Origin of the sequence: Clavibacter phaseoli (assembly GCF_021922925.1) — a bacterium.
Lineage (GTDB): Bacteria > Actinomycetota > Actinomycetes > Actinomycetales > Microbacteriaceae > Clavibacter > Clavibacter phaseoli.
This window is the reverse complement of sequence record NZ_CP040786.1, coordinates 181,474-207,651: the sequence shown is the minus strand read 5'-3', so window position 1 is coordinate 207,651 and position 26,178 is coordinate 181,474. Positions and strand designations below refer to the sequence as shown.

Below are 26,178 nucleotides of genomic sequence, written 5' to 3'. Positions count from 1 at the left end.
CGGAGGATCCCTCCCGTCGTCGCGCCGCCCGGCGGCCGCGGCTCTCCTCCCGGCGAGATGCGGGACCCACGTCAGGGCGACACGGTGATCCGCGTCGACGTGCTCGGCGGCTTCCGCGTCGCGGGCCTCGGCAGCGACTCCGCGTCGGCCTCCCCCGGCCTGGATCCGACCGGCGCCGCCCTCTCGGACGGCACGCGGCGGCTCATCGCCGCCCTCGCCATCCGCGCCCGCCCCGCCGACCGCGGCACCCTCGCCAGCCAGCTGTGGCCCGACGCGCTGGACGGCCGTGCCGCGTCGAGCCTCCGCTCCGCCATCGCCCGCCTCGGCGACGGCGGCCGGGAGATCGTCGACTCCGCGCCCGGCGGGCTCGTGCTGCACGACGCGGTCGCCGTCGACCTCAGGACGGCTCGCGCGACGGCCGCCCGCCTGCTCGAGCCCCGGCCGCACGGGGCGGACGAGGCGGACATCTCCCCGGTGGCGGTCGCGCTCTTCAGCGCCGACCTGCTGCCCGACTGGTTCGACGCCTGGCTGGAGCCGGCGGCCGAGGAATGGCGGCACCTGCGCGTCAACGCGCTCGAGGCGCAGTCCCAGGTGCTCCTGGCCCGCGGGCGCCTGCACGAGGCGGCTTCGGCGGCCCGCCGGGCGATCGACGTGGATCCGCTCCGCGAGACCGCGCAGCGCTGCCTCATCGCCGTGCACGTGGCCGCCGGCAACCAGTCGGACGCCCTGCGCGCCTACGCGCTCTACCGCACGCGCCTCGACCGGGAGGTCGGCCTGCAGCCGACCGCGATGCTGACCGACCTCGTGTCCGGCCTCCGCCCGCGGACCCCCTCCCGCCGCGACGGCTGACGACCGGACCACCAGGACGGCCGCCCGCCCGGCGAGCAGCCGCGCCGCCGCCGCTCAGGCCGCCGCGCCCCCGAGCCGCTCCCAGAGGAACGCGTGGATGAGCGACTGCAGGCGCGCCGTCGCGGGGTTGTCCGCCGATCCGCCGTGGCCGCCCGCCGTGTTCTCGAAGTACCAGGCGTCCTCGACCCCGGTCTCGTGCAGCAGCGCGACCATCTTCCGCGCCTGCACGGGGCCGACCCGGTCGTCGCTCGTGGCCGCGTAGACGAGCGTCGGCGGATACGAGACCCCCGCCCGCACGTTGTGGTACGGCGAGAAGGTCCGGATGAAGTCCCAGTCGGAGGGCACGTCGGGGTCCCCGTACTCGGCGATCCACGAGGCCCCCGCCGACAGCCTCGTGTACCGGCGCATGTCGAGCAGCGGCACCCCGCAGATCACGGCGCCGAACAGCTCCGGGTAGGTCGTGAGCATGTTTCCGACCAGCAGCCCCCCGTTGCTCCTGCCCTCGCAGCCGAGGCGCGCGGGCACGGTCACGCCGCGCGCCACGAGGTCGCGCGCGACGGCGGCGAAGTCCTCGTACGCCCGGTGCCGGTCCCCCCGCAGCGCGGCGCGGTGCCAGGCCGGTCCGTACTCGCCGCCGCCGCGGATGTTCGCCAGCACGTAGACGCCGCCGCGCGCCAGCCATCCGCGCCCCACCACGCCGCTGTACGACGGCAGGCGGCTGTTCTCGAAGCCGCCGTAGCCCGAGAGCAGCGTGGGCGCGGATCCGTCGAGCGGCAGGCCGCGCGGCCCCACCTGGAAGTACGGCACGCGCGTCCCGTCGTCCGACACGGCGAAGTGCTGCTGCACCTCGAGCCCGTCGGCGTCGAACGACGCGGGCTGCTCCTTGACCGGTCGCGGCGCCCCCTGTCCGACCACGCCGTGCAGCAGCGTCGGCGGCGTGAGGAACCCGGTGACCGCGAGCCAGTACTCGTCGGTCTCGCGGTCGGTCGCGACGACGGAGACGGACGCGAGCGGCGTCCCCACGCGCACGTCCTCCTCGCGCCAGCCGGCGGGGCCCGCCTCGGTCGGCGGCGTGAGCACGCGGATCCTGCTCGCCACGTCCTCGAGCAGCGTCACCACGAGGTGCCCCGCGGTCCAGGCCCAGTCCTCCAGGCTCCGCGACGAGGTGGGCGCGAACAGCACGGTCAGCTCGCGGGATCCGGCGAGGAAGTCGTCCAGGCGCGCCGCGAGCAGCGACCCCGCCGCGTGCACGCCGCCGCCGATCTCCGTGTCGGTGCGCGGCCGCAGCACGAGCCACTCGCGGTGCAGGTCGACGTCCACGTCCTCGGGCACGTCGATCGGGACCGTCCCCGTGTCCGTCAGCAGGAGCGTCCTCGACGTGAAGAAGTCCGGCACCTCGCGGACGACGTCCCGCTCGAAGCCGGGGGTGGGGTCGTGCGTGACGTGGACGAGCATGTCGGTCGCGGCGACGGCGTGCACCTCGGGGGCGTCGGCCAGCGCCTGCCCCCGGCTCCAGCGGCGAGCGGTGCGCGCGTAGGAGCTCTCGGTGAGGCTGCCCGGCCCGAAGTCCGTCCCTACGAAGACCGTGTCCCGGTCGATCCACGACACCATCGTCTTCGCGACCGGCACCGCGAAGCCGCCATCGACGAAGCGCCCGGTGGTCAGGTCGAGCTCGCGCACCGCGACCGCGTCCCCGCCGTCGGGCGAGAGCGACACGAGCGCCCGGTCGCGCGCGGGCGACAGCAGCTGCGCGCGCGAGAACTGCCACGGGATCCCCTCGGCGGCGCCCAGCGCGTCCAGGTCGAGCAGCACCTCCCACTCGGGCGCGGGCGCCTGGTACTCGTCGAGCGTCGTGCGCCGCCAGAGCCCCTGCACGTGCTCCGCGTCGCGCCAGAGGTTGTAGAGGTGCTCGCCGTGCCGGGTCACGTACGGGATCCGCTCGTCCGACTCCAGCACCTCGAGCAGCTCGCCCGTCAACTGGGCGCGCGACCCCTCGGGCGACCGGCCAAGGGTCCGCTCGTTCTCCGCGCGGACCCACGCGAGGGCGCGGTCGCCGTGGATCTCCTCCAGCCAGAGGAACGGGTCGTCGGGGGTCGGGGATACGCGAGCGTCGGCGGTCATCCCCTCAGCCTACGGACGCGAGGGGCGCCTCGATCAGGCGGCCGGAGCCAGGAACTCGTCCCACCCGGGCGCGGGCCGCTCCATGCCGCTGACCACCCAGCCGCTCCCCTGAGGAGCGCGCGGGGCCGTGCGCAGCGTCCACCCCATCTCCTCCGGCGTGCGGTCGCTCTTGCGGTTGTTGCACGACAGGCAGCAGGCCACGAGGTTCTCCCACGTGTCCTTGCCGCCGCGCGAGCGCGGGAGCACGTGGTCGATTGTGGTCGCGTTCCGGGCGCAGTACGCGCACCTGCCGCCGTCGCGCCGCAGCACCCCGCGCCGCGAGACGGGCACGCGGCGCGCGTGCGGGATCCGCACGTACCGCGTGAGCAGGATCACGGACGGGCGCCCCCAGGCACCGCCGCTGCCGAGGATGGGGTGCTCCTCGTCCTGGGCGAGCATGGTGGCCTTGCCGCTCAGCACGAGCACCAGGGCCCGCTTGAACGACACGACGGCGAGCGGCTCGAAGCCCGCGTTGAGTACCAGTGTGCGCACGACATCCCTCTCAGACCGGCCTGGACGGCTTCCAGGAATCCGAATGAGGCGTCCCGCCCCCGGGAACACGCGAAGGCACCGCCGAACGCTCGGCGATGCCTTCTAGGAGAGCGGGTGACCGCTCGGGTGGACCAGGTGGATGCCCACCCGGGGATGGTGCCGATGGCCGTGCCGCACGTGCGCATCCATGGTGCGGATGTCAGGTGCGGTGGTCATCGGGGCTCCCGGGCGGGTCGAGGGACGTCTCACCGGACAGGGTAACCCGTCGATCCCCGTTTGTCCCGGGGAATGCGAGAGGCCGGCGGTGCATCTCGGAGGATGCGTGCCGCCGGCCTCCCGGGGTCATGCGCGTGCCGGTCGTCAGCCCAGGAGGCGGACGAAGTGCACGTTGGTGCTCCAGATCGGGCGCTCCTTGACGTGGTCGCCGGGCTTCGGCGCGTCGATGAAGATGCCGTTGCCGGTGTAGATGCCGTCGTGGCTGAAGTCGTTCCACACCACGATGTCGCCGGGGCGGGCGTCCTCGCGGGACACGACGACGCCGGCGTTGTGCTGCGCGCGCACCGAGTGCGGCAGGTTGAGGCCGAACTGCGCGAAGACGTACTTGACGAGGCCCGAGCAGTCGAAGCCGGCGGGCGTCTCGCCGCCGAAGACGTAGGGCACGCCGAGGTACTGGCGGGCGACGGCGGAGACGCCGCTCGCCGATGTGCCCTGGTAGATGGGGTTCTGCGCCAGCTGCGTGGCGGAGGCGCCCGAGTAGCTGGTGGCGGACGAGGCGAGCTGCGTGCGGCGCTGCTCGGCGAGGGCGGCCTGCGCGGCGGCGGCCTTCTGCGCGTTGAGCTCGGCGACGGAGGTGGCGGTGAAGCCCTCCTCCTCGACCGGGGCGGACGACGCGCTGTCCGCGGTGACGACCTGCGCGTTGGCGGCCGTGTAGTCCTGCAGCGACGCGCCCTCGGCGGTCGCGGTGTGCTCGAGCGAGGATCCCGCGGCGTAGGCCGGGATGGCCATGACGCCGACGAGGCCGGTGACGAAGGTCATGACGACCGCGTTGGCGGCCTTGGTGCGGCGCGACCGACCGGCGGGGGCCGGGGTCAGACGGGGAGCGGGGGTCGCCAGCGTGCGGGTCGCGGAGTCGCGGCGGGGGCGGACGGCCTTCGCGCTCTCGGCGGCGCGGAGCTCGCGGCGGGTGGGCAGACGATCCATCCCGGGTGCGGGCGGTCGAGTCGGGTCGGACGGGTTCCCGACGGAACCGCTGATGTCACCATGGGCCAAGTTGTCAACCTCCTGCGTCTCGACGCCGGACATGCGGGCGCCCCGTCCCTCCAAGGTCGTCGAGGGGTACACATGCAGGGGACGGGTGTCGAGACGCCCTGCACCGGGCCCGGAACCTCTGTGGTGGTCGGTCGGGCCTGTTCGAGAGTAAGGGACGCGCACCCGTTTGTCATCCTGAGGGACCATATTTCTAACGAATCCATAACGGAGGACGTCATCCTCGCGACGGATGCGGGACAGAACCCCCGGTGACAGCGGCGAGCCCCCGCCGTGCACCCCGTCCGGGGGTGGTCCTGGGGATCCGCCCGCCGTCGCCCGCGTCGCCGACGACGACGCGCGCCGGGATCAGCGCCCGATGAAGATGTGCCCGGCGACCTCGAGCGGGAGCTCGAGCCCCGGCCCCGCGCCGTCCACCCGGACGAGCACGTAGGCGCCCTCGCGGGAGAAGGATCCGGTCGCCCCCGGCAGCACGCCGGCCTGCTTGAGCTGCGAGAGCAGCTCCGGGTCGAACTGCACGGGCTCGCCCAGCCGGCGGATCACGCCGCGCGCGGGGGCGTCCTCCGTCGTGCCGAGCGACGCCTCGACGATGCTCACGACGCCGGCCATGAACGCGACGGCGGGCGAGTCGCCCAGCTCGTCGAGCCCGGGGATCGGGTTGCCGTACGGCGACTCCGTGGGGTGGCCGAGGAGGTCGAGGATCTTGCGCTCCACCTGCTCGCTCATCACGTGCTCCCAGCGGCAGGCCTCGTCGTGGACGAACTCCCACTCGAGCCCGATGACGTCGCTGAGGAGGCGCTCGGCCAGCCGGTGCTTGCGCATCACGTGCACGGCCTTGCTGCGGCCCTCGGGGGTGAGCTCGAGGTGGCGGTCGCCGCTGACGATGACGAGGCCGTCGCGCTCCATGCGGGCGACGGTCTGCGAGACGGTGGGGCCCGAGTGGCCGAGGCGCTCGGAGATGCGCGCCCGCAGGGGGACGATGGCCTCCTCCTCGAGGTCGAGGATGGTGCGGAGGTACATCTCCGTCGTGTCCACGAGATCAGTCATCGGGCCTCCCTTGCGCCAGCGTCCAGCCTACTTCCCCGGGTGCCGGATGACCGGCGCGGGAGCGCGCGCGGGGCCGGGGCCGGTCGCGGGCGGTCCCCTAGCATTGCCGCATGCCGACCACGACGATCCCCACCGAACTGCTGCCCCTCGACGGACGATTCGGCTGCGGGCCGTCCAAGGTCCGGCAGGCGCAGCTCGACCACCTCGCGCTCGCGGGCGCGCAGATCCTGGGCACCTCCCACCGCCAGGCTCCCGTGAAGGACATGGTCGGGCGCGTGCGCGACGGGCTCTCGCGGCTGTTCCGCCTGCCCGACGGCTACGAGGTCGTCCTGGGCAACGGCGGCTCGACCGCGTTCTGGGACGCCGCGGCCTTCTCCCTCATCGAGCGCCGCAGCCAGAACCTCGTGTTCGGCGAGTTCGGCGGCAAGTTCGCGACCGCGGCGGGCGCGCCGTTCCTCGAGGCGCCCGACGTGATCCGCGCCGAGCCCGGCAGCCGCGCCTCCGCGAACCCGGTCGAGGGCGTCGACGTCTACGCGTGGCCGCACAACGAGACGTCCACCGGCGTCATGGCGCCTGTCACCCGCGTCCACGGCGACGAGGGGGCGCTCACGGTCGTCGACGCGACGAGCGCGGCCGGCGGCATCGACTTCGACGCGGCCCAGGCGGACGTCTACTACTTCGCCCCGCAGAAGAACCTCGCGAGCGACGGCGGCGTCTGGCTCGCCCTCTTCTCCCCCGCGGCCCTCGAGCGCGTGGAGCGCATCGCGGCGTCCGGCCGGTGGATCCCCGAGTTCCTCAGCCTGAAGAACGCCGTCGACAACTCCCGCCTCAACCAGACGCTGAACACCCCGGCCCTCGCCACGCTCCTCATGCTCGAGGACCAGCTCGACTGGATCGACCGGGCCGGCGGGCTGACCTGGGCGGACGCCCGCACGCGCGAGTCGTCGTCCGTCCTCTACGAGTGGGCGGAGCGCGTGGAGTACGCGCGGCCGTTCGTGGCGGATCCCGCGCACCGCTCGCAGGTGGTCGTGACCATGGACTTCGTCGACGCGATCGACGCAGCGGCCGTGGCGAAGACGCTGCGCGCCAACGGGGTCGTCGACACCGAGCCGTACCGGAAGCTCGGGCGCAACCAGCTGCGGGTCGCGACGTTCACGGCCATCGAGCCGGACGACGTGCGCGCGCTCGTGCGCTGCATCGAGTTCGTGGTGGAGCAGGGCGCGGGCTGACCCGCCCCTCCCGGTGACGACGACGGCGGCGGTCCCCTCGGGGGCCGCCGCCGTCGTCATGCGGGATGCGGGTCAGCGATCGGCGCCGTCGAAGCTCGTGTCGTCGTCGTCGTCGTCGTCATCGTCATCGTCGTCCGATGCGGGCGCCTCGAAGTCGACGCCGTCGAGGACGTCGTCCGTGTCCTCGGCGTCCTCCGCGGAGTCGTCGTCCTCGTCGTCATCGTCATCGTCATCGTCGTCGTCGTCGTGCTCGTCGTCGTCGTGCTCGTCGTCGTCGTCGTCGGACTCCGCCGCGAGGCGCTCGGCCTCCTGGTCGGCCTCGATGCCGGCGAGCCGGTCGGACCACGGCAGCCACTCGGGCGAGAGCAGGGCGCCCTCGCCGGGCATCAGCTCGGCCTCGAGCACCGTCGGGGCGGCGTCGTCGACGCGGGCGAGCGTCACGGTCCAGAACCAGCCGGGGTAGCCGGGCATCGTGTTCGCGAAGAGGAGCGACAGGACGCGGTCGCCCTCGACGATCGAGCCGGCCGGCTCGCCGACGGTCTCGGCCGGCGTGATCTCGAGCAGCGCCGCGCGCGCCAGGTCGACGGCGGCGAGCAGCTCGGCGTCGGGGACGGCGGGCTCCCGGGGCGCCTCGGCCTCCGTCGCCGTGTCGCCCGACGTCGGGTCGTCGGCCATCGCGTCAGCCGCGTCCACGGGCGCATCGTCCACGGTCGTCATCTCGTCGTCCCGCGGCTCAGGCATCGAGCTCCTCCGCGACCCGGCGCAGCAGCGCCGCGATCTTCCGGCCATGCGCGTCGTCGGGGTAGCGGCCGCGCTTGAGGCCGGTGCCGATCCCGTCGAGCACCTTCACGAGGTCCTCGACGATGACCGCCATGTCGTCGGCGGGCTTGCGGGACATGCGGACGAGCGAGGGCGGGGCGTCGAGGATCCGCGCGGAGAGGGCCTGCGCGCCGCGCTTGCCGTCCGCGATGCCGAACTCGAGCCGGGTGCCGGCCTTCACGCCGGCGACGCCCGAGGGCAGGGCCGACGCGTGCAGGAAGACCTCCTGGCCGTCGTCCGAGCTGATGAACCCGAACCCCTTGTCCTCGTCGTAGAACTTCACCTTGCCGGTGGGCATGCGATCCTCTTCCCTCGCCCCGAGGGGCTCGATGTGCTGGTGGGCGGTCCAGTCTATTCGCCGGGACCCCGGCCGAGCCGGTGGCGGAGGAGGACGACCGGCCATCCGACGCCCGCGCGACGCGCCCGGGCGCGTGCCACGGCGTAGTCTGAGCGGATGGCATCCGAGACCGCACCGAGCGAGGGACGGGCCGAGCGCATCCTCGCGTACATGCTCGCCGGGATCCTGCTGATCGCCGTCCTCAGCATCCTCGCGATCCTGCTGGCGCCGCTCATCGCCGTCGACGCGTCGCAGTACAGCACCCCCCTGTGGCAGGTCATCCTGCTGCTCCCGGCCGTGGGCATCCCCATCGCCGCGCTCCTCTTCATCGCGATCCTGATCATCAGCGTCCGGCGCCGACGTCGCATGGACGGCACGTCCCGCTAGCGGGACGACCATGACCGACTCCCTCGTGCTCGCGGCCCGTCTCCGCGCGCTCGACGACGCGGCGCTCGCCGCCCTGGTGCGCGACCGCGGGATCGACGCCGCGCGCATCGCCGACCTCTTCGACCTCGCGGACGCGCTGCTCGCCCCGGACGCCGTCGCGCGCGCCCTGGAGCAGCTCGACCGCACGGCGCTGGCCGTCCTCGCGGTCGCCGCCGAGGAGGGGGCGACCTCGCGGCCCGTCTCCCTGGACGCGCTCCGCGACGCGCTCTCCCGCCGCTCGGGCGAGGAGCCGCTGCACCCGGCGGATCTCGGCGACGCCGCGGGACGCGCCGCGGACACGCTCCTGGCCGACCTCGACGACGCGGGCGTCACGACGCATCCCGAGGTCGCGGCAGCCCTCGCGGCCTGGCCCGCCGCCGGCCTGCCGGGCACGGACGAGCTCGCCCGCCTCGCGCCGCCCGCCCCGCTCGCCGCCGTGCCGCGCGTCGACCCCGACGAGGTCGACCGGCGAGCCGGCGAGAGCGCCTTCCGCTCCGTCGTCGCCGTCGCCGCGCTCGTCGACGAGCTGGCGCGCGAGCCGGCGCGCGAGCTGAGCCGCGGCGGCATGTCCCTGCCCGACGCCCGTCGGCTGGCCGCCGCGCTCGGCGCCGACCTCGACGACGTCCCCGTCCACCTGTCCCTCGCCGAGCGCGCGTCGCTCGTGGCCCGCAGCGGCCGCACCTGGTCCACGGCCGCGGCGGCGGCCGCGTGGTCCGCGCGCCCGACCGCCGAGCGATGGGAGGCCCTCGCCGCCGCGTGGCTGGACGCGCTGGCCCCCGCGACCCGCGGCATCCTCGCCGAGCGCGCCGACGCGTCATGGGGAGCGGGGCTCGTCGACAGCGTCCTCTGGCGCTTCCCGGGCGGATCCGCGTGGATCGGCGAGCGCATCACCGCCTTCACGCGCGACGCCGGCCTCCTCGGCATCACGACGGGCGACGTGCCGAGCTCCGCGGGCCGCGCGCTCCTCACGAGGGGATCCGCTGCCGCGGCCGCCGCGCTCGCCCCGCACCTGCCCGCCGAGGTCGACCGGGTCTACCTGCAGCACGACCTCACGGTCGTCTCGCCCGGGCCGCTCGATCCGTCCGTCGAGTCGCGGCTGCTCCGGGTCGCCGACGCGGAGGGCCGGGGACTGGCCGCGACCTACCGGATCTCCGCCGAGTCCGTCACGCGCGCGCTCGCCTCGGGCGACACCGTGGACGCCATCCGCGCCTTCCTCACGGAGGTCTCGCTCACCGGCCTCCCCCAGCCCCTCGCCTACCTCCTCGATGAGGCCTCCGCGCGCTTCGGCCGGCTCCGGGTGCGCCCGGCGCCCCCCTCGGACGCGCCCGCCGACGCCCGGACCGCGGTCGTCTCCGAGGACGGGCCGCTGCTCGCCACCCTCCTCGTCGACCGCGACCTCGCACCGCTGCGGCTCGTGCGCGCGGGCGACACGGTGCTCACGTCCGCCGCGCCGCCCGACGCCGTCGAGCGCGCGCTCGCGGCCGCCCGGCTCGCTCCCGTCCGGGAGGACGCCGAGGGACGCCGCATCGCGCCCGCACCGCGGACCGCCCCGACGACCCGGCCCGCCGGGGATCCCGAACCCGACGGGGCGGACGCGCTCGTCGCCCGCGTCCGCGCGGCCGACGGACCCGACGACGGAGCCGCCTGGACGACGCGCCAGCTCGAGGTGGCGATCCGCGCCAAGGCCGCCCTCCGCGTCCGCGTCCGCATGCCGGACGGCCGCGAGGTGGACCACGTGCTCGAGCCCTCCAGCGTCGCCGGCGGCCGGCTGCGCGCGCGCGACCGGGTCGCCGACGTCGAGCGCACGCTGCCCCTGTCCAGCGTCGTCGCGATCTCCCCCGGGCCGGCTCCCGCGTGAGCGCGCCTAGGCTGACGGGCATGCCCGACGGCCCCCTCATCGTCCAGAGCGACCGCACCGTCCTCCTGGAGGTCGCCCACGCGGACGCGGAGGACGCGCGCCACGACCTCGCCGTGTTCGCCGAGCTGGAGCGCGCGCCCGAGCACATCCACACGTACCGGATCACCCGCCTCGGCCTCTGGAACGCGCGCGCCGCCGGCCACACGGCCGAGGACATGCTCGCCACCCTCGAGCGCTACTCCCGCTTCCCCGTGCCGCAGTCGGTGACGGTGGACGTGACCGACACCGTCGGCCGCTACGGCCGCCTCGTCATCGGGCGCGACGCCGACGGCGGGCTGCAGATCTCGAGCTCCGAGTCCGCGGTCCTCTCGGAGGTCGCGAGCTCGCGCCGCATCGCGCCGCTGCTCACCGAGCGCGTCGACGCGACGACCTACCGCGTGCAGGCGTGGGCGCGCGGACAGCTCAAGCAGGAGCTCGTGAAGATCGGCTGGCCCGCCGAGGACCTGGCCGGCTACACGCCCGGCACACCGCACGACATGGCGCTCGTGGAGGACGGCTGGACGCTCCGCGGCTACCAGACCGACGCGGTCGACCACTTCCTCGACGGCGGATCCGGCGTGGTCGTCCTCCCCTGCGGCGCGGGCAAGACGCTCGTCGGCGCCGCCGCGATGGCCCGCGCCAAGACGACGACGCTGATCCTCGTCACGAACACGGTCTCGGCGCGGCAGTGGCGCTCCGAGCTGCTGAAGCGCACCACGCTCACCGAGGACGAGATCGGCGAGTACTCGGGCCAGTCCCGCGAGGTCAAGCCCGTGACCATCGCGACCTACCAGATCCTCACCGCCAAGAGGAAGGGCGAGTACGCCCACCTGGCGCTCCTCGACGCGCTCGACTGGGGCCTCGTCGTCTACGACGAGGTGCACCTCCTGCCCGCGCCCGTCTTCAAGCTGACCGCGGACCTCCAGGCCCGCCGCCGCCTCGGCCTCACGGCCACGCTCGTGCGCGAGGACGGCCGCGAGGGCGACGTCTTCAGCCTCATCGGCCCGAAGCGGTTCGACGCGCCGTGGAAGGAGATCGAGGCCCAGGGCTTCATCTCCCCCGCCGAGTGCTTCGAGGTGCGCATCGACCTGCCCGACGACGAGCGCCTCGTCTACGCCGCGGCCGCGGACGACGAGCGCTACCGCCTCGCCGCCACCGCGCCCGCCAAGCTCGACGTGACGCGCGCGCTGGTCGAGCGGCACCGGGGCGAGAGCATCCTCGTGATCGGCCAGTACCTGGAGCAGATCGACGAGCTCGCCGAGGCGCTGGGCGCCCCGAAGCTCACGGGGGCGACGCCCGTCGCCGAGCGCGAGCGGCTCTACCAGGCGTTCCGCGACGGCACGGAGCGGGTGCTCGTGGTCAGCAAGGTCGCCAACTTCTCGGTGGACCTCCCCGACGCCACCGTCGCGATCCAGGTGTCCGGCTCGTTCGGGTCCCGCCAGGAGGAGGCCCAGCGCCTCGGCCGCCTGCTCCGCCCCGAGGCGTCGGGCCTGTCGGCGAGCTTCTACACGCTCGTCTCCCGGGACACCGTCGACCAGGACTTCGCGCAGAACCGCCAGCGCTTCCTCGCGGAGCAGGGCTACAGCTACACGATCCTCGACGCTGCCGGCATCGCCGCCTGACCGGGGCAGGACGCCAGCCACGGCCTGTTCCGTGCATCCAGGTGGCTCCCAGCGAGCGCGCAGATACTTCATCCCATGAGCGATGGCCCGAAGATCCTTATCGTCGATGACGAGCCCAACATCCGCGACCTGCTGACCACGAGCCTCCGGTTCGCCGGGTTCGCGGTCCGCGCCGTCGGCAACGGCGCCCAGGCCATCTCGGCCGTCCTCGAGGAGGAGCCCGACCTCATCATCCTCGACGTGATGCTGCCCGACATGAACGGCTTCGGCGTCACCAAGCGCCTCCGCGCGGCCGGGTACACGGCCCCCATCCTCTTCCTCACGGCGAAGGACGACACCGAGGACAAGATCACCGGCCTCACCGTGGGCGGCGACGACTACGTCACGAAGCCGTTCAGCCTCGACGAGATCGTCGCGCGCATCAAGGCGATCCTGCGCCGCACCATGCACGCGGACGAGGACGCGATCATCCGCGCGGGCGAGCTCACCATGGACCAGGACACTCACGAGGTCCTCGTCGGCGAGGAGCCCATCGAGCTCAGCCCCACCGAGTTCAAGCTCCTGCGCTACCTGATGCTCAACCCCAACCGCGTCCTGTCGAAGGCCCAGATCCTCGACCACGTGTGGGAGTACGACTTCAACGGCGACGCCGGCATCGTCGAGTCCTACATCTCCTACCTGCGGCGCAAGCTCGACCAGCACTCCTCGGAGCCGGTCATCCAGACCAAGCGCGGCTTCGGCTACATGCTCAAGGCCGCCAAGTCCTGAGCCCTCCGGACCCCTGAGGGGTCCGCGCCACCCGGACGGCCGGTCGCTCCCCCAGCGCTCGGCCGTTCGCACATGCTGGGTCGCCTATCCTCGTGACTCAGGTCAGCGAGACGGGAACACGAGGTGCGTCCAGTGCACGACTACGTGTCGGAGAAGTGGAACAACGTCTCCCTGCGCACCAAGATCACGAGCGTCACGGTGCTCCTGCTCCTGCTGGGCCTCCTCGTCTCCGGCGCCGGCACCATGTACCTGCTGCGGCAGCAGATGGTGAGCCAGCTCGACGCGCAGCTCCGGGTCACGATCACGCAGCTCCCGAAGGTGCTCAACACCGACGCCACGATGCCGGACACGTTCACGCAGGACGACGTGGCGACCGCCGATCCCGCCTGGTTCGTGGTCCTCCTCGACGCCCAGGGCGACGTCCTCGCCGACAACTGGTCGGGCGACTCCGCCGAGCACCCGCGCGTCTTCGGCCTCGACCTGGCGCGGGCCTCCCAGATCAACAACGAGATCGTCGTCTTCTCGGACAACTCCGGCAAGAAGGCGTGGCACGGCATCGTCCGTGTCTCGCAGAACGCCTCGCCGGACGCCATGGAGTACTCGACGCTCGTCGTCGCCCGTCCGCTCGAGCAGGTCGACGACCTCGTCGCCACGTACATCGTGATCTTCGCGAGCTTCGGCCTCGCCGTCGTCGTCCTCGGCGCCGCGGTCACCCGCATGCTGGTGACCAGCACGTTCGGCCCCCTGCGCGAGGTCGAGCGCACCGCGGCCGCCATCGCGGGCGGCGACTTCGGCCAGCGCCTCGGGGGCGCGACGCCGAACACCGAGGTCGGGCGGCTCAACCGCTCCCTCAACATGATGCTCAGTCGGATCGACCGCGCCTTCGCCGACCGCGCGAAGACCATCGACCAGATGCGGCGCTTCGTCGGCGACGCCAGCCACGAGCTCCGAACGCCGCTGGTCTCGGTGCGCGGCTACGCCGAGCTGTACCGGATGGGGGCGCTGCAGACGCCCGAGGACGTCTCGCAGGCGATGGAGCGCATCGAGAAGGAGGCCATCCGGATGGGCGGCCTGGTCGAGGACCTCCTAGAGCTCGCGCGCCTGGACGAGACCAAGCCGCTGCAGCTCGCGCCCGTCGACCTCTACCCGATCGCCCGCGACGCGGCGCTCGACGCGATGGCGTCCTCCCAGACCCGCACCGTGACGGCGCTCCCGCCCGTGCTCGTCAACCCCGTCGGCCCGATCCTCGACGCCGACGGCCTGGAGCCCACGCAGGAGATGCCACCGGAGGCGCTCCGTGGCACGGGGGCGGTGACGGGCAACGACGTGACCGGACCCATCGCCTTCGCCGGGGCCACGCTGTCCCGGTTCCGCTCCCGTCGCTCGCGCCGTCCCGGCGAGACCGCCACGGACGCCCTCGCTCCCGCCCGTCCCGGCGACGACGACGCCCGGGTGCCCGCCGAGGGCTTCGCGATGGTGTCCGCGGAGGAGAACAAGATCCGGCAGGTGGTGACGAACCTCATCGGCAACGCGGTGCGCTTCACGCCCGCGGGCAGCCCGATCGAGCTCGCCACCGTCGTGGACGAGGCCGCGCGGGAAGCCCGCATCGAGGTCCGCGACCACGGGGACGGCGTGCCCCCGCAGATCCGGGAGAAGATCTTCCAGCGCTTCTGGCGCGCCGACACGTCGCGCACCCGGGAGACGGGCGGCAGCGGGCTCGGCCTCGCCATCGTGTCGGCCATCGTCGCGGCGCACCGCGGCCGGGTCGACGTCGTCGAGACCGAGGGCGGCGGCGCGACCTTCCGCGTGATCCTGCCCCTCCTCCCCAGCTCCGAGAACCCCGCGACCCCCACCGCCGGCGCTCCGGCAGCCCCCGCGTCCTGACCGCCGCGTAGCCTCCGCCCGTCCGACGACGAGAAGGAGGAGACGCATGACGAGGTACCAGGTGGACAGCGAGGCCGTCCTGTCGGCCACCGCGGCCGTCCAGGGCAGCATCGGCCGCATCCAGGCGGAGGTCGCGGGGCTGCACGGCCAGCTCGCCGACCTGCAGGGGTCGTGGTCCGGCAGCGCCGCGACGGCGTTCCAGGGCGTGGTCGCGGAGTGGAAGGGGACGCAGCAGCGCGTCGAGGAGGCTCTGGCGAGCATCAACCAGGCGCTGGGATCCGCCGCCCGGCAGTACGCGGAGGTGGAGGAGGGCAACGCCCGCATGTTCGCCCACTAGGGCGGTCCGGCGGCCGCCTTCCCGCGCGGTGCCGCGCACGACGAAGCGGGCGGCCCCGTGAGGGACCGCCCGCTTCGTCGTGCTGGTCGTGCTGCTGGGCCGGAGCGCTCCCGCTTCGGCCCGGTCGGACTAGAAGTCCATGCCACCCGTGGGGTCGCCGGCCGGGGCCGGGTTCTTCTCGGGCTTGTCGGCGACGACCGCCTCGGTCGTGAGGAACAGGCCGGCGATGGACGCGGCGTTCAGCAGAGCCGAGCGCGTGACCTTCACCGGGTCGTTGATCCCCGCGGCGAGCATGTCGACGTACTCGCCCGTGGCGGCGTTGAGGCCGTGACCCGAGGGCAGGTTGCGGACGCGCTCGGCCACGACGCCGGGCTCGAGGCCCGCGTTGAGGGCGATCTGCTTGAGCGGAGCGTCGACCGCGACGCGGACGATGTTCGCGCCCGTCGCCTCGTCGCCCTCGAGCTGGAGCTTCTCGAAGGCGAGCTTGCCGGCCTGGATGAGGGCGACGCCACCACCAGCGACGATGCCCTCCTCGACGGCGGCCTTCGCGTTGCGGACGGCGTCCTCGATGCGGTGCTTGCGCTCCTTGAGCTCCACCTCGGTCGCGGCGCCGGCCTTGATGACGGCCACGCCGCCAGCCAGCTTCGCGAGGCGCTCCTGGAGCTTCTCGCGGTCGTAGTCGCTGTCCGTGTTGCCGATCTCGTTGCGGATCTGCTGCACGCGGGCCGCGATCTCGGTGGCGTCTCCGCCGCCCTCGACGATCGTGGTCTCGTCCTTCGTGATGACGACCTTGCGGGCCGTGCCGAGCAGGTCGAGGGTGACGTTCTCGAGCTTGAGGCCGACCTCCTCGGCGATGACCTGGCCACCGGTGAGGATGGCGATGTCCTGCAGCTGCGCCTTGCGGCGGTCGCCGAAGCCGGGGGCCTTGACGGCGACCGACTTGAAGATGCCGCGGATCTTGTTCACGACGAGCGTGGCCAGGGCCTCGCCGTCGACGTCCTCCGCGATGATGAGGAGCTGCTTGCCCGACTGGATGACCTTGTCGACGATCGGCAGCAGGTCCTTGATGTTCGAGATCTTCGAGTTGACGATCAGGATGTACGCGTCCTCGAACACGGCCTCCTGGCGCTCGGGGTCGGTGACGAAGTACTGCGACAGGTAGCCCTTGTCGAAGCGCATGCCCTCGGTGAGCTCGAGCTCGGTGCCGAAGGTGTTGGACTCCTCGACGGTGACGACGCCCTCCTTGCCGACCTTGTCGATCGCCTCGGCGATGATCGCGCCGATGGTGGAGTCGCCGGCGGAGATGGACGCGGTGGCGGCGATCTCCTCCTTGGTCTCGATCTCCTTCGCGGCGGCCTTGAGCTCCTCCGTGACGGCCGCGACGGCCTTCTCGATGCCGCGCTTGAGGCTGATGGGGTCGGCGCCCGCGGCGACGTTGCGGAGGCCCTCGCGGACCAGGGCCTGCGCGAGGACTGTCGCGGTGGTCGTGCCGTCACCGGCGACGTCGTCGGTCTTCTTGGCGACCTCCTTGACGAGCTCCGCGCCGATCTTCTCGAACGGGTCGTCGAGCTCGATCTCCTTGGCGATGGACACGCCGTCGTTCGTGATGGTGGGGGCGCCCCACTTCTTCTCGAGGACGACGTTGCGGCCACGCGGGCCGAGGGTCACGCGGACCGCGTCGGCCAGGATGTTCAGGCCGCGCTCGAGGCCGCGGCGGGCTTCTTCGTCAAAAGCGATGATCTTAGCCATGTGTATCTCTCGTCCCTCCCGGACGTCAGGAAAAAGGCAGTCGTCTAGCACTCCCCGTGAGGGAGTGCCAGGGACGATTCTGGCACTCGCCCTACGGGAGTGCAAGCGAGCCGCTCACAGGCGGCGACCCCGCGGGAGCACGACGACGACGCCGCCCGGACGGGCGGCGGCGTCGCGGCGGTGGGCGGCTCGCTAGGCCAGCGTGACGTTCTCGGCCTGCAGGCCCTTGGAGCCCTGCCCGATCTCGAAGGCGACGCGCTGCCCCTCCTCCAGGACCTTGTAGCCGGACATCTCGATCGCCGAGTAGTGGACGAAGACGTCCTGCTGGGCAGGACCGCCCTCGACGGCGTCCACGGTGATGAACCCGAACCCCTTCTCCCCGTTGAACCACTTCACGGTGCCGTTGGCCATGTGCTTCTCCATGTGCGAATGCGCGGTGTCGGGAGCGCGGTGCCGCCACCCCCGGGTCGGCCGCGGAGCCCTGCATCGACCCCGCGCCACGCCCTCGGGACGTACGGCGCGCAGCACCTGGTACGCGGCGGGCGTGCGACCAGGCAGCACCCTAGACAGGGCCGGCGGCGCCCCGTCGGGTTACTCCACGGCCACGGCCACGGGTAGGCGGGAAGAGGCGGAGGCGGATCAGCCCTCGGCGGCGTAGTCGGCGCCGAGGACGGCCGTCAGCTTCGCCGACTGTGCCGCCGAGGTGCCGGCCGCCGGACGGAACTGCTCGGACTGCGCCACGTCCCCCACGCCCAGCTCCGCCGCCAAGCCGCGGGCGGCGCCCTCGTCCGCGGCGTCGTAGTAGTAGACGGTGGTGGTGGCGATGTCGGTGGAGCTGGCGTTCAGCCGCGACGCGATGGCCCAGCCCGCATCCTGGAGCGCGGTCGCGGCTCGGGCGGAGAGACCCGAGGTCCTCGTGCCGTTGAGGACCGTCACGACCATGCCGGGCACCGCGGTGGGAGCCGCGGTCGGCGCCTCCGTGGGCGCCGCCTCCTCGGACGACCCGCCGCTCGGGATGATGTCCGTGAACGACACCCGGTCGTCGATCACGAAGAGGCCGACGACGCCGAGGCCGACGAGGAGGCCGGTCGCGAGGGCCGCCCAGGCGAAGGCGCGGAAGCGGTGGTGCCTCGGACGGGGCGCGCGATGCGCGCCCACGCGGCTCAGGTCGCCGGGGACGTCGTCGAAGCGGTCGGGAGCGTGGGAGGGCATGCGGGTCTCGTGTCTCCTCGGTGGGGCGCGGGGTCAGCGTGCGGTCGGGCGGTGCGGGAGACCGGTGGGGAGGGCTCGGGCCGCACGGGCGGCGGCGCGGGTCTCGCGGAGGCGCAGGAGGCGCCCGACGAGCAGAGGGTCGTAGGCGAGGGCCTGGCGCGTCTCGAGCAGGGATCCGAGCAGCTGGTAGTAGCGCGTGGCGGAGAGGCCGAAGGCCTGGCGGATGGCCTCCTCCTTCGCCCCTGCGTGACGCGTCCAGTCCCGCTCGAAGTCGAGGACCGCGCGCCCGCGTTCGTCGAGCTCGACCGCCGGGTGCTGCCCGGCCGTCGGGGCGGTCGCGGAGCGGGCATCGCGCTGGTCCACGGCATGCTCCTTCCCCGACATTCCCCACATACTAGGTGCGGCTCGCTGAGCGCCCCGCGCAGCTCCCCGGGGTGTCCGTGCAACGCGATGCGCCCGCCGGAGCGCCGGCCTCCCGGACGGGATCCTCCCCCGCATGCAGGAATCGACGGGGCCCCGCTGCGGTTGACCATGGAGGCGCGCTGGGACGCCGCCCCTAGGATCGACCAGCGAGAAAGGACCCGCACATGGCCTACGAGATCGAGAAGACCGACGACGAGTGGCGCCAGGAGCTCTCCCCGGAGGAGTACGCGGTGCTGCGCCAGCAGGCCACCGAGCGCCCCTGGACCGGCGAGCTGCTGGACGAGGAGCGCACCGGCGTCTACGGGTGCAAGGCCTGTGGCGCCGAGCTCTTCACGAGCGACACCAAGTTTGACTCGCACTGCGGGTGGCCGAGCTTCTACGCGCCCAAGGAGAGCGACGCCGTCAAGCTGTACACGGACACGAGCCTCGGCATGAAGCGCGTCGAGGTCGTCTGCGCCCGCTGCGGTTCGCACCTCGGGCACGTCTTCGACGACGCGCCGCAGACCCCCACCGGCGACCGGTTCTGCATGAACTCGGTCTCCATGTCGTTCCGCACCGCGGAGTGACCGACGTGCCGCGGCATCGGGCGGGCGGCGCCGCCGACCCGTCCGGGCCCGGCACCCCCGCGCACGGCGGACCCGTGCTGGAGGCGCTCCGCGGTCGGCGCTCGCGCTCGTCCGTGGGCGAGGCCGCTCCGACGCACGAGGAGCTCGTCCCGCTCGTCGAGGCCGCCTCCCGGCTCGCCGACCACGGCGGGCTCCGGCCCTGGCGGGTCATCGAGATCCGCGGGGGCGCGCGCGACCGCCTCGGCGCCGCGATGGACGAGGCGGCGGGCGATCCCGGATCCGGCAAGCACCGCAAGAAGACCCACCGCGCGAGCCTGCTCGTCGCCGTGGTCGTCTGCCTCACCCCGAGCCGCAAGGTGCCGGACTGGGAGCAGGAGGCGGTCGCCGCCGGTGTCGCGCACGCCCTCACGCTGCTGCTCGAGGAGCGGGGCTGGGGCGTGTTCTGGCGCACCGGGGGACTGACCCGCAGCGACGCGGTGCGACGGATGCACGGCCTGATCGACGGAGAGGACCTCCTCGGCTGGCTCTACGTCGGCGACGTCGCGGCCTACGACAAGGGCCCGCGGTCGACCGCGGACGGCGAGCGGATGATCACCGTCCTCGACTGAGGTCGCAGCGTGGAGAGCCGGCCACGGGACTCGAACCCGTAACCGCCGCATTACAAGTGCGGTGCGCTACCAATTGCGCCAGGCCGGCCGACGGACCTCGCGGACCGTCGATCCATCATACGAGCAGCGCTACGGCGCGGTCGTCGGCGTCTCGGACGGCGCGGGCGTCGTCGTCGCGTCCTGGCCGGCGGCCTGGAGCACGAACGCCGCGAACGCCTTCGCGTCGTCGGGCTGACCCGTGTACTGGCGGTCGCCGACGACGATGATGGGCGCGCCCACGACCTTCTCGACGTTCGAGTCGGGGATCTCGCCGTCGAGGACGCGATCGGTCGCGGCGTTCACCCACGACTGGAAGCGCTGGTCGGAGACGCACTTCGCCACGTCGGAGGATCCGGCGCCCGCCTGCCCCGCGAGCTCGACGATGCGGTCGTCGCTGAGGCCCGTGCTCTGCTCGGCCGGCTGCTCCGCGAAGAGGGCGGAGTTGAACGCCCAGAAGTCGTCGGGAGCGGAGTCGGCCACGCACGCGGCGGCGTTGGCCGCCCGCATCGAGTAGGCCTGCGACTTGCTGGTGAGGATGGCGACGGGGTGGATCTCGACGGTGGCGGCGCCCGACTGGAGCCAGCCCTCCATCTGCGCGCCGTTGGTGTCCTGGAACTCCTTGCACGCGGTGCAGAGGTAGTCGACGTAGACGCGGATGTGGGCGACGCCGGCGGCCTCGGACTCGGTGGGCACCGGATCCTGCTCGGGGTCGAGGGCCTGCGTGGGGACCGCGGCGAGGTCCTTGCCGATGAGGATGCCGTCGCTCGCCATGTTCTGGGGGCCGGGTCCCGCCGGCCGGGCGCCCTGGACGACGACGAGGCCCACCACCACGACGACCGCGATCAGAGCCGCGGCGATGCCGCCGCGGATGGCGTAGCGGCCGAACACATCCCGGCGGCGCTGCTTCATCCGGTTGAGCCGCGCCTTCTCGCGCGCGGCCTCGCGGCGTCGTCGGTGACCGCCGTGCGGTTCGTGCGCGGGCGGCGTGCTGCTCATGGATCCTCGCTCAGGGGATGGGGGAGTCGGGTGCGGGCGGGCTCCCGGACGACCTCAGGACTCTAGGCGGCCAGTCTGGGAAAGCGCCAACGCGGCGGGCGCGGGGACGACGCCGCAGGAGACGATACAGGGCCGCGGCACCCTGTCCCCGGGTGGGGAATAGCCGCCGATCCGCATCATGCCGGGCTTCCCGACCTCGGGCCCCCGTGCAATACTCATCGGGTGGTCGTCGTCGCCCACAGCGATGAGCCATGAGCATCACATCCATCACCACGGATCGTCGGGCACGTACCTGCCCGTGAAGGAGAACACCGAAATGGCATCTGTAACTTTCGACAAGGCCACGCGCCTGTACCCGGGCTCGACGCGCCCCGCGGTCGACCAGATCGACCTGGAGGTCGCCGACGGCGAGTTCCTCGTCCTCGTCGGCCCGTCCGGCTGCGGCAAGTCGACCACCCTCCGCATGCTCGCGGGCCTCGAGGAGGTCAACGACGGCAACATCTTCATCGGCGACCGCAACGTCACGGACGTCCCGCCGAAGGACCGCGACATCGCCATGGTCTTCCAGAACTACGCGCTGTACCCGCACATGACGGTCGCCGAGAACATGGGCTTCGCGCTCAAGATCGCGGGCGTCGGCAAGGACGAGCGCGCCACCCGCGTCCTCGAGGCGGCCAAGCTCCTCGACCTCGAGCCCTACCTCAGCCGCAAGCCCAAGGCCCTCTCCGGCGGCCAGCGCCAGCGCGTCGCCATGGGCCGCGCCATCGTGCGCCAGCCGCAGGTGTTCCTCATGGACGAGCCGCTGTCGAACCTCGACGCCAAGCTCCGCGTCCAGACCCGCACGCAGATCGCGTCGCTCCAGCGCCGCCTCGGCGTCACCACGGTCTACGTCACGCACGACCAGACCGAGGCCCTCACCATGGGCGACCGCATCGCGGTCCTCAAGGACGGCGTCCTCCAGCAGGTCGGCACCCCGCGCGACCTGTACGAGAAGCCGCAGAACGTCTTCGTGGCCGGCTTCATCGGCTCGCCCGCGATGAACCTCTTCACCGCGAACGTCGTCGATGGCGGCGTGCAGTTCGGCACCGCCGTGGTCCCGGTCGAGCGCGACGTGCTCACCAACGCCACCGGCGGATCCGTCACCATCGGCGTGCGCCCCGAGGACGTCGTCGTCAGCACCTCGCAGGGCCAGGGCCTCTCGGTCACGGTCGACCTCGTCGAGGAGCTCGGCGCGGACGGCTACCTCTACGGCCACACCGACATCGAGGGCAAGCGCACGGACCTCGTCGCGCGCGTCGACGGCCGCCTGCACCCGAACGCCGGCGACACCGTCTTCATCACGCCGCAGCCCGGCCACCTCCACGCCTTCGACGCCGAGAGCGGCCTCCGCCTCAACGCGCCGGTCGCCGCGAGCTGATCGAGCCTCTCCACCGCCGCTGCCGCGGTCCCCACGCTCCCCTCACCGGGAGCGCCGGGGGCCGCGGCAGCGGCGTTTCCGCGGTCGGGTAGGGTCGCAGCATGGCCGGATCCCTGAACATCACCTCGGCGACGGTCGATCCCGCGCTCCTCGACCTTCCGTGGCAGCTGCCGCTCGACGAGTGGCCCTCCTCGGCCATCGCGACGCTCCCGAAGGGCATCTCGCGGCACCTCGTGCGCTTCGCGAACCTCTCCGGCTACGTCATCGCCATCAAGGAGACGACGGACGAGATGGCCCGCGGCGAGTACGACATGCTGCGGACGCTGCAGCGGCTCGAGATCCCGTGCGTGGAGCCCGTGGCCGTGATCACGAACCGCACGGACGAGGACGGCGAGCCGCTCAAGTCGGTGCTCGTCACGCGGCACCTCAAGTTCTCGCTCCCCTACCGGGCGCTCTTCTCGCAGCAGCTGCGGCCGGACACGGCGACGCGCCTCGTGGACGCCCTGGCCGTGCTGCTCGTGCGGCTGCACATGATCGGCTTCTTCTGGGGCGACGTCTCGCTCTCCAACACGCTCTTCCGCCGCGACGCGGGCGCGTTCGCCGCCTACCTGGTGGACGCGGAGACCGGCAAGCTCTTCAACGGCGGCCTCTCCAACGGGCAGCGCGAGAACGACCTCGAGATCGCGCGCGTCAACATCGCCGGCGAGCTCATGGACCTCGAGGCCGGCGGCCGCATCGAGGAGGGGCTCGACCCGCTCGAGACCAGCACGCGCATCGTCGCGCAGTACCGCACGCTCTGGAAGGAGCTCACCGGCCGCGAGGAGTTCCCGACGTCGGAGCGCTGGCGCATCAACGAGCGCGTCGACCGCCTCAACGACCTCGGCTTCGACATCGAGGAGCTCGCGATCCGCACGACCGCGGAGGGCTCGCAGGTGCGGATCCAGCCCAAGGTCGTCGACGCCGGCCACCACCAGCGCCGGCTGCTGCGCCTCACCGGCGTGGACGCGCAGGAGAACCAGGCGCGCCGCCTGCTCAACGACCTCGACTCGTACACGGCGACGTTCGACAAGCAGGACCTCGACGAGGAGATGGTCGCGCACGAGTGGCTCGCGCGCGTGTTCGAGCCCGTCGTGCGGGCGATCCCCCGCGACCTCCGCGGCAAGCTCGAGCCGGCCGAGGTCTTCCACCAGCTGCTCGAGCACCGCTGGTACATGTCGCAGAAGCTGAGCCGGGACATCCCGCTCGCCGAGGCCGTGACCGCGTACGTGCAGGACATCCTCCGCCACCGGCGCGACGAGGCGACCGTCATCGACCCGCCGACCGAGTCGATCGGCGTCATCGAGGACGAGTCGGACGTCCCGATCACCGAGGCCGAGGCCGCGGAGGACTGGCGCACGAAGGTCTGACCGGCGGCTCCAGGGCAGATGCAGGAGGAGCCGGGACCCCATGGGTCCCGGCTCCTCCTGCGTGCGGCGAGCTACGCGCGCTTGGCGGCCCGCAGCTTGCCGATCTCGTAGAGCGTGACGCTCGCGGCGATGCCGGCGTTGAGCGACTCGGTCGAGGCGCCGATGGGGATGGAGACCACGGTGTCGCACGTCTCGGTGACGAGGCGCGACAGGCCCTTGCCCTCGGATCCGACGACGACCACGATCGGCCGGTCGGCCAGCGTGAACTCGTGCAGCGACATGTCGCCGCCGCCGTCGAGCCCGACCACGAAGACGCCGCGCTGCTTGAGCGCCTTCAGCGTCTGGGTGAGGTTCGACGCCATGGCGACGGGCGTGCGCGCCGCGGCGCCGGCCGAGGTCTTCCACGCGCTCGCGGTGAGGCCGACGGAGCGGCGCTGCGGCACGATGACGCCGTGGCCGCCGAACGCGGCGACCGAGCGGATGATCGCGCCCAGGTTCCGCGGGTCGGTGATGCCGTCGAGGGCGACCAGGAGCGGCACCTGGCCGCGCGAGATCGTCTTGTCGAGCAGCTCGATCGCGTCCGCGTACTCGTACGGCGGCACCTTGAGCGCGAGGCCCTGGTGCACGGAGTCGTGGCCGGCGATGCGGTCGAGCTCGGGGCGCATGACCTCGAGCACGGGGATCCCGCGCCCGGTGGCGAGCGACAGCACCTCCTTGACGCGGTCGTCGTACTCGATGCGCGACGCGATGTAGAGCGCGGTCGCGGGGATCTTGGCCCGGAGCGCCTCGACGACCGAGTTGCGGCCGGTGACGACCTCGGACTCGTCCTGCTGCTTCGCGCGGCGGGCGCGCGGGGCGTCCGCGCCGGCGGGCCGGTCGGTCGCGCGGGCGCGCGGCGCCGCGGATCGGGGCGCGGCGGAGCGCTCGGCGCGCTCGTCACGGCCGCGGTTGGCGCCCGCGGACGCCGCCTCGTACCGGTCCTTCGCGAGCTTGCGCTTGCCGGCGGGGTGGTACGGCCGGTCCTCGGCCTTGGGCGTGGGCTTCTTGCCCTCGAGGGCCTGCCTGCCCTGCCCTCCGGATCCCTTGAGCGGGCCCTTCTTGGTCTTCCGTACCGCGCCTGAGCGGCTGGGCTTATTCGCCATCGATGCTCCAATGCGACCCGCCAGGCGAGTCCTCTATCGTGATGCCGGCCTCGGCCAGCTCCTGTCTGATGCGGTCGGCGAGGGCGAAGTCCCTGGCCTCCCGCGCGGTCTGTCGCTCGGCGATCCGGTGCTCCACCAGCGCCTGCAGCGCACGGCGCGCGGGCTGGTCGGACGCGGTGCGCCACTCGTCGGCCAGCGGGTCGATCCCGAGCACGGCCACCATCGCGGAGACGTCGGCGCGCAGCGACGCGGCCTCCTGGAGGTCGCCGGCGTCGAGGGCGGCGTTGCCCGCGCGGACGGCGTCGTGCAGCACGGCGAGCGCCTGCGGGACGCTGAGGTCGTCGTCCATCGCCTCGGCGAACTCCTGCGGCACGGCCGCGGGCGAGCCGTCGGCCGCCGCGGGCGCGGCCTGGAATCGCGTGCCGGCGAGGCGGCGCGCGCTGCGGTCGAGGAACGTCTCGATGCGGTCGAGCGCGGCCTCGGCCTCGGCGAGGGCCCCGTCGTGGAACTCGAGGGTCGAGCGGTAGTGCGCGGAGCCGAGGAAGTAGCGGACCACGACCGGCCGCGCGGAGGCGAGCAGGTCGGCGGCGAAGAGCGAGTTGCCGAGCGACTTGCTCATCTTCTGGCCGGCCACGGCGACGAGGCCGTTGTGCAGCCAGTACCGGGCGAACGGATCCCCCGCCGCCCGCGACTGCGCGAGCTCGTTCTCGTGGTGCGGGAAGCGCAGGTCGAGACCGCCGCCGTGGATGTCGAACTCGGCGCCGAGGTAGCGCGTGGACATGGCGGAGCACTCGATGTGCCACCCGGGGCGGCCGGCTCCCCACGGGGACGGCCAGGACGCGCTCGCGGGCTCGCCGGGCTTCGCGCCCTTCCAGAGGGCGAAGTCGCGCACGTCGCGCTTGGCGCGCGGATCGGCGTCGGCGGCGGCCTCCATGTCGGCGGCGCGCTGCCGCGTGAGCTCGCCGTACTCGGGCCAGGACGCGGTGTCGAAGTAGACGTCGCCGGATCCGTCGTCGGCCGCGTACGCGTGGCCGCGCTCGACGAGCCGCCGGATGATCTCCTGCATCTCGCCGATGCTCGCGGTCGCGCGCGGCTCGTAGCTGGGCGGGAGGATCCCGAGGGCCGCGTACGCGCGCGAGAACTCGAGCTCGACGCGGTAGGCGAGCGCCCACCACTCCTCGGTGCCGCCGGCCTCCTGACCCCGACGGGCGTTGTCGATGACCTTGTCGTCGATGTCGGTGACGTTGCGCACGAGCGTGACGTCGAGCCCGCGGTACGCGAGCCAGCGGCGCAGCTGGTCGTACGCCAGCGCGCTCCGGAGGTGGCCGATGTGCGGCGCGGACTGCACCGTGGGACCGCAGACGTAGATGCCGACCCTGCCGTCGACGAGCGGCACGAAGTCCCGCAGGGACTGCGTCCGGGAGTCATGGAGGCGCAGGGTCACACACAGATCCTAGTCAGCGCGCATCCGCGGCCCCGTCGGATGA

The 26,178-nt window shown here is 73.0% G+C and carries 25 protein-coding genes and 1 tRNA gene; 12 read left to right on the top strand and 14 right to left on the bottom strand.

Annotation, left to right across the window (positions count from 1 at the left end; genetic code table 11):
• Positions 1-84 precede the first annotated feature (84 nt).
• Entirely contained in the window at positions 85-849 is a 765-nt protein-coding gene (locus FGI33_RS00985) for an AfsR/SARP family transcriptional regulator (RefSeq protein WP_119435665.1), read from the top strand.
• A 54-nt stretch (positions 850-903) separates the two neighbouring features.
• Here the strand turns inward: FGI33_RS00985 and FGI33_RS00980 are convergent, their stop codons facing one another.
• From FGI33_RS00980 to FGI33_RS00965, 4 genes are all read right to left on the bottom strand, one after another.
• Positions 904-2,970, bottom strand: coding sequence for a prolyl oligopeptidase family serine peptidase (locus tag FGI33_RS00980; protein WP_119434480.1), 2,067 nt, complete (start codon positions 2,968-2,970; stop codon positions 904-906).
• Between the two features lie 33 nt (positions 2,971-3,003).
• On the bottom strand, positions 3,004-3,501 hold the full coding sequence (locus FGI33_RS00975; RefSeq protein WP_119434481.1) for an HNH endonuclease: 498 nt from the start codon (positions 3,499-3,501) through the stop codon (positions 3,004-3,006).
• 360 nt (positions 3,502-3,861) lie between these two features.
• A complete protein-coding gene (locus FGI33_RS00970) occupies positions 3,862-4,701 on the bottom strand; it encodes a C40 family peptidase (protein ID WP_237582122.1) in 840 nt (279 codons plus the stop codon).
• Positions 4,702-5,115: 414 nt separating this feature from the next.
• Positions 5,116-5,814 carry an iron-dependent transcriptional repressor DtxR gene (locus FGI33_RS00965; protein WP_104235111.1) on the bottom strand — a complete coding sequence of 233 codons (699 nt, stop codon included), beginning with the start codon at positions 5,812-5,814 and terminating at the stop codon, positions 5,116-5,118.
• 110 nt (positions 5,815-5,924) lie between these two features.
• Here FGI33_RS00965 and serC point away from each other — a divergent pair, with 110 nt between their 5' ends.
• On the top strand, positions 5,925-7,043 hold the full coding sequence (gene serC, locus FGI33_RS00960) for a phosphoserine transaminase (RefSeq protein ID WP_119434483.1): 1,119 nt from the start codon (positions 5,925-5,927) through the stop codon (positions 7,041-7,043).
• Positions 7,044-7,115: 72 nt separating this feature from the next.
• Here the strand turns inward: serC and FGI33_RS00955 are convergent, their stop codons facing one another.
• Both FGI33_RS00955 and FGI33_RS00950 read right to left on the bottom strand, forming a co-directional pair.
• A complete protein-coding gene (locus FGI33_RS00955; protein ID WP_119434484.1) occupies positions 7,116-7,784 on the bottom strand; it encodes a DUF3027 domain-containing protein in 669 nt (222 codons plus the stop codon).
• Positions 7,777-8,160 carry a cold-shock protein gene (locus FGI33_RS00950; protein ID WP_119401855.1) on the bottom strand — a complete coding sequence of 128 codons (384 nt, stop codon included), beginning with the start codon at positions 8,158-8,160 and terminating at the stop codon, positions 7,777-7,779. Before FGI33_RS00950 ends, FGI33_RS00955 begins: the two co-directional genes overlap by 8 nt.
• A gap of 156 nt (positions 8,161-8,316) precedes the next feature.
• Here FGI33_RS00950 and FGI33_RS00945 point away from each other — a divergent pair, with 156 nt between their 5' ends.
• The 6 genes from FGI33_RS00945 to FGI33_RS00920 all read left to right on the top strand — a co-directional run bounded on the left by FGI33_RS00945 (position 8,317) and on the right by FGI33_RS00920 (position 15,133).
• Complete coding sequence (locus tag FGI33_RS00945) at positions 8,317-8,586, top strand: hypothetical protein (protein WP_119434485.1); 270 nt, start codon at positions 8,317-8,319, stop codon at positions 8,584-8,586.
• 10 nt (positions 8,587-8,596) lie between these two features.
• Positions 8,597-10,483 (top strand): helicase-associated domain-containing protein, encoded by a 1,887-nt coding sequence (locus FGI33_RS00940; RefSeq protein ID WP_237582121.1) that lies wholly within the window; start codon positions 8,597-8,599, stop codon positions 10,481-10,483.
• A gap of 20 nt (positions 10,484-10,503) precedes the next feature.
• A complete protein-coding gene (locus tag FGI33_RS00935; RefSeq protein WP_119401501.1) occupies positions 10,504-12,144 on the top strand; it encodes a DNA repair helicase XPB in 1,641 nt (546 codons plus the stop codon).
• Between the two features lie 75 nt (positions 12,145-12,219).
• Positions 12,220-12,912, top strand: coding sequence for a response regulator transcription factor (locus FGI33_RS00930; RefSeq protein ID WP_012039163.1), 693 nt, complete (start codon positions 12,220-12,222; stop codon positions 12,910-12,912).
• Between the two features lie 123 nt (positions 12,913-13,035).
• Positions 13,036-14,796 (top strand): sensor histidine kinase, encoded by a 1,761-nt coding sequence (locus FGI33_RS00925; RefSeq protein WP_119434022.1) that lies wholly within the window; start codon positions 13,036-13,038, stop codon positions 14,794-14,796.
• A gap of 46 nt (positions 14,797-14,842) precedes the next feature.
• Positions 14,843-15,133: a WXG100 family type VII secretion target gene (locus tag FGI33_RS00920; protein WP_119401499.1), complete on the top strand. Its 291-nt coding sequence runs from the start codon at positions 14,843-14,845 to the stop codon at positions 15,131-15,133.
• A 129-nt stretch (positions 15,134-15,262) separates the two neighbouring features.
• Here FGI33_RS00920 and groL read toward each other — a convergent pair whose 3' ends face one another.
• From groL to FGI33_RS00900, 4 genes are all read right to left on the bottom strand, one after another.
• Positions 15,263-16,882: a chaperonin GroEL gene (gene groL, locus FGI33_RS00915; protein WP_012039166.1), complete on the bottom strand. Its 1,620-nt coding sequence runs from the start codon at positions 16,880-16,882 to the stop codon at positions 15,263-15,265.
• Between the two features lie 192 nt (positions 16,883-17,074).
• Entirely contained in the window at positions 17,075-17,293 is a 219-nt protein-coding gene (locus FGI33_RS00910) for a cold-shock protein (RefSeq protein ID WP_012039167.1), read from the bottom strand.
• 228 nt (positions 17,294-17,521) lie between these two features.
• On the bottom strand, positions 17,522-18,094 hold the full coding sequence (locus FGI33_RS00905; protein WP_119434021.1) for a LytR C-terminal domain-containing protein: 573 nt from the start codon (positions 18,092-18,094) through the stop codon (positions 17,522-17,524).
• Positions 18,095-18,127: 33 nt separating this feature from the next.
• Positions 18,128-18,457 (bottom strand): DUF3263 domain-containing protein, encoded by a 330-nt coding sequence (locus FGI33_RS00900; protein ID WP_119434020.1) that lies wholly within the window; start codon positions 18,455-18,457, stop codon positions 18,128-18,130.
• 224 nt (positions 18,458-18,681) lie between these two features.
• Here FGI33_RS00900 and msrB point away from each other — a divergent pair, with 224 nt between their 5' ends.
• A complete protein-coding gene (gene msrB, locus FGI33_RS00895; protein ID WP_012039170.1) occupies positions 18,682-19,083 on the top strand; it encodes a peptide-methionine (R)-S-oxide reductase MsrB in 402 nt (133 codons plus the stop codon).
• A 5-nt stretch (positions 19,084-19,088) separates the two neighbouring features.
• On the top strand, positions 19,089-19,691 hold the full coding sequence (locus FGI33_RS00890; protein ID WP_119434023.1) for a nitroreductase family protein: 603 nt from the start codon (positions 19,089-19,091) through the stop codon (positions 19,689-19,691).
• A gap of 15 nt (positions 19,692-19,706) precedes the next feature.
• Here FGI33_RS00890 and FGI33_RS00885 read toward each other — a convergent pair.
• Positions 19,707-19,779, bottom strand: a tRNA-Thr gene (locus FGI33_RS00885).
• A gap of 41 nt (positions 19,780-19,820) precedes the next feature.
• Positions 19,821-20,726 carry a DsbA family protein gene (locus tag FGI33_RS00880; RefSeq protein WP_119434019.1) on the bottom strand — a complete coding sequence of 302 codons (906 nt, stop codon included), beginning with the start codon at positions 20,724-20,726 and terminating at the stop codon, positions 19,821-19,823.
• Positions 20,727-21,042: 316 nt separating this feature from the next.
• Here FGI33_RS00880 and FGI33_RS00875 point away from each other — a divergent pair, with 316 nt between their 5' ends.
• Entirely contained in the window at positions 21,043-22,143 is a 1,101-nt protein-coding gene (locus FGI33_RS00875; protein WP_012039173.1) for an ABC transporter ATP-binding protein, read from the top strand.
• A gap of 101 nt (positions 22,144-22,244) precedes the next feature.
• Complete coding sequence (locus FGI33_RS00870) at positions 22,245-23,549, top strand: DUF4032 domain-containing protein (RefSeq protein ID WP_119434017.1); 1,305 nt, start codon at positions 22,245-22,247, stop codon at positions 23,547-23,549.
• A 71-nt stretch (positions 23,550-23,620) separates the two neighbouring features.
• Here FGI33_RS00870 and rlmB read toward each other — a convergent pair whose 3' ends face one another.
• Both rlmB and cysS read right to left on the bottom strand, forming a co-directional pair.
• Entirely contained in the window at positions 23,621-24,691 is a 1,071-nt protein-coding gene (rlmB, locus tag FGI33_RS00865; protein ID WP_204585678.1) for a 23S rRNA (guanosine(2251)-2'-O)-methyltransferase RlmB, read from the bottom strand.
• The gene (gene cysS / locus FGI33_RS00860) at positions 24,681-26,135 is read right to left on the bottom strand and encodes a cysteine--tRNA ligase (protein ID WP_237582120.1); all 1,455 of its coding nucleotides are present in this window, start codon (positions 26,133-26,135) and stop codon (positions 24,681-24,683) included. The genes rlmB and cysS overlap by 11 nt, the downstream gene beginning before the upstream one ends.
• Positions 26,136-26,178 lie beyond the last annotated feature (43 nt).

Bases quoted from the DNA above. Each gene is read 5' to 3' on its own strand.
- groL (WP_012039166.1), bottom strand. From the start codon at position 16,882: ATGGCTAAGATCATCGCTTTTGACGAAGAAGCCCGCCGCGGCCTCGAG.
- FGI33_RS00935 (WP_119401501.1), top strand. From the start codon at position 10,504: ATGCCCGACGGCCCCCTCATCGTCCAGAGCGACCGCACCGTCCTCCTG.
- rlmB (WP_204585678.1), bottom strand. From the start codon at position 24,691: ATGGCGAATAAGCCCAGCCGCTCAGGCGCGGTACGGAAGACCAAGAAG.
- FGI33_RS00910 (WP_012039167.1), bottom strand. From the start codon at position 17,293: ATGGCCAACGGCACCGTGAAGTGGTTCAACGGGGAGAAGGGGTTCGGG.
- FGI33_RS00880 (WP_119434019.1), bottom strand. From the start codon at position 20,726: ATGAGCAGCACGCCGCCCGCGCACGAACCGCACGGCGGTCACCGACGA.
- serC (WP_119434483.1), top strand. From the start codon at position 5,925: ATGCCGACCACGACGATCCCCACCGAACTGCTGCCCCTCGACGGACGA.
- FGI33_RS00905 (WP_119434021.1), bottom strand. From the start codon at position 18,094: ATGCCCTCCCACGCTCCCGACCGCTTCGACGACGTCCCCGGCGACCTG.
- FGI33_RS00870 (WP_119434017.1), top strand. From the start codon at position 22,245: ATGGCCGGATCCCTGAACATCACCTCGGCGACGGTCGATCCCGCGCTC.
- FGI33_RS00970 (WP_237582122.1), bottom strand. From the start codon at position 4,701: ATGGATCGTCTGCCCACCCGCCGCGAGCTCCGCGCCGCCGAGAGCGCG.
- FGI33_RS00945 (WP_119434485.1), top strand. From the start codon at position 8,317: ATGGCATCCGAGACCGCACCGAGCGAGGGACGGGCCGAGCGCATCCTC.
- FGI33_RS00950 (WP_119401855.1), bottom strand. From the start codon at position 8,160: ATGCCCACCGGCAAGGTGAAGTTCTACGACGAGGACAAGGGGTTCGGG.
- FGI33_RS00940 (WP_237582121.1), top strand. From the start codon at position 8,597: ATGACCGACTCCCTCGTGCTCGCGGCCCGTCTCCGCGCGCTCGACGAC.
- FGI33_RS00980 (WP_119434480.1), bottom strand. From the start codon at position 2,970: ATGACCGCCGACGCTCGCGTATCCCCGACCCCCGACGACCCGTTCCTC.
- FGI33_RS00955 (WP_119434484.1), bottom strand. From the start codon at position 7,784: ATGCCTGAGCCGCGGGACGACGAGATGACGACCGTGGACGATGCGCCC.
- msrB (WP_012039170.1), top strand. From the start codon at position 18,682: ATGGCCTACGAGATCGAGAAGACCGACGACGAGTGGCGCCAGGAGCTC.
- FGI33_RS00920 (WP_119401499.1), top strand. From the start codon at position 14,843: ATGACGAGGTACCAGGTGGACAGCGAGGCCGTCCTGTCGGCCACCGCG.
- FGI33_RS00930 (WP_012039163.1), top strand. From the start codon at position 12,220: ATGAGCGATGGCCCGAAGATCCTTATCGTCGATGACGAGCCCAACATC.
- FGI33_RS00875 (WP_012039173.1), top strand. From the start codon at position 21,043: ATGGCATCTGTAACTTTCGACAAGGCCACGCGCCTGTACCCGGGCTCG.
- FGI33_RS00965 (WP_104235111.1), bottom strand. From the start codon at position 5,814: ATGACTGATCTCGTGGACACGACGGAGATGTACCTCCGCACCATCCTC.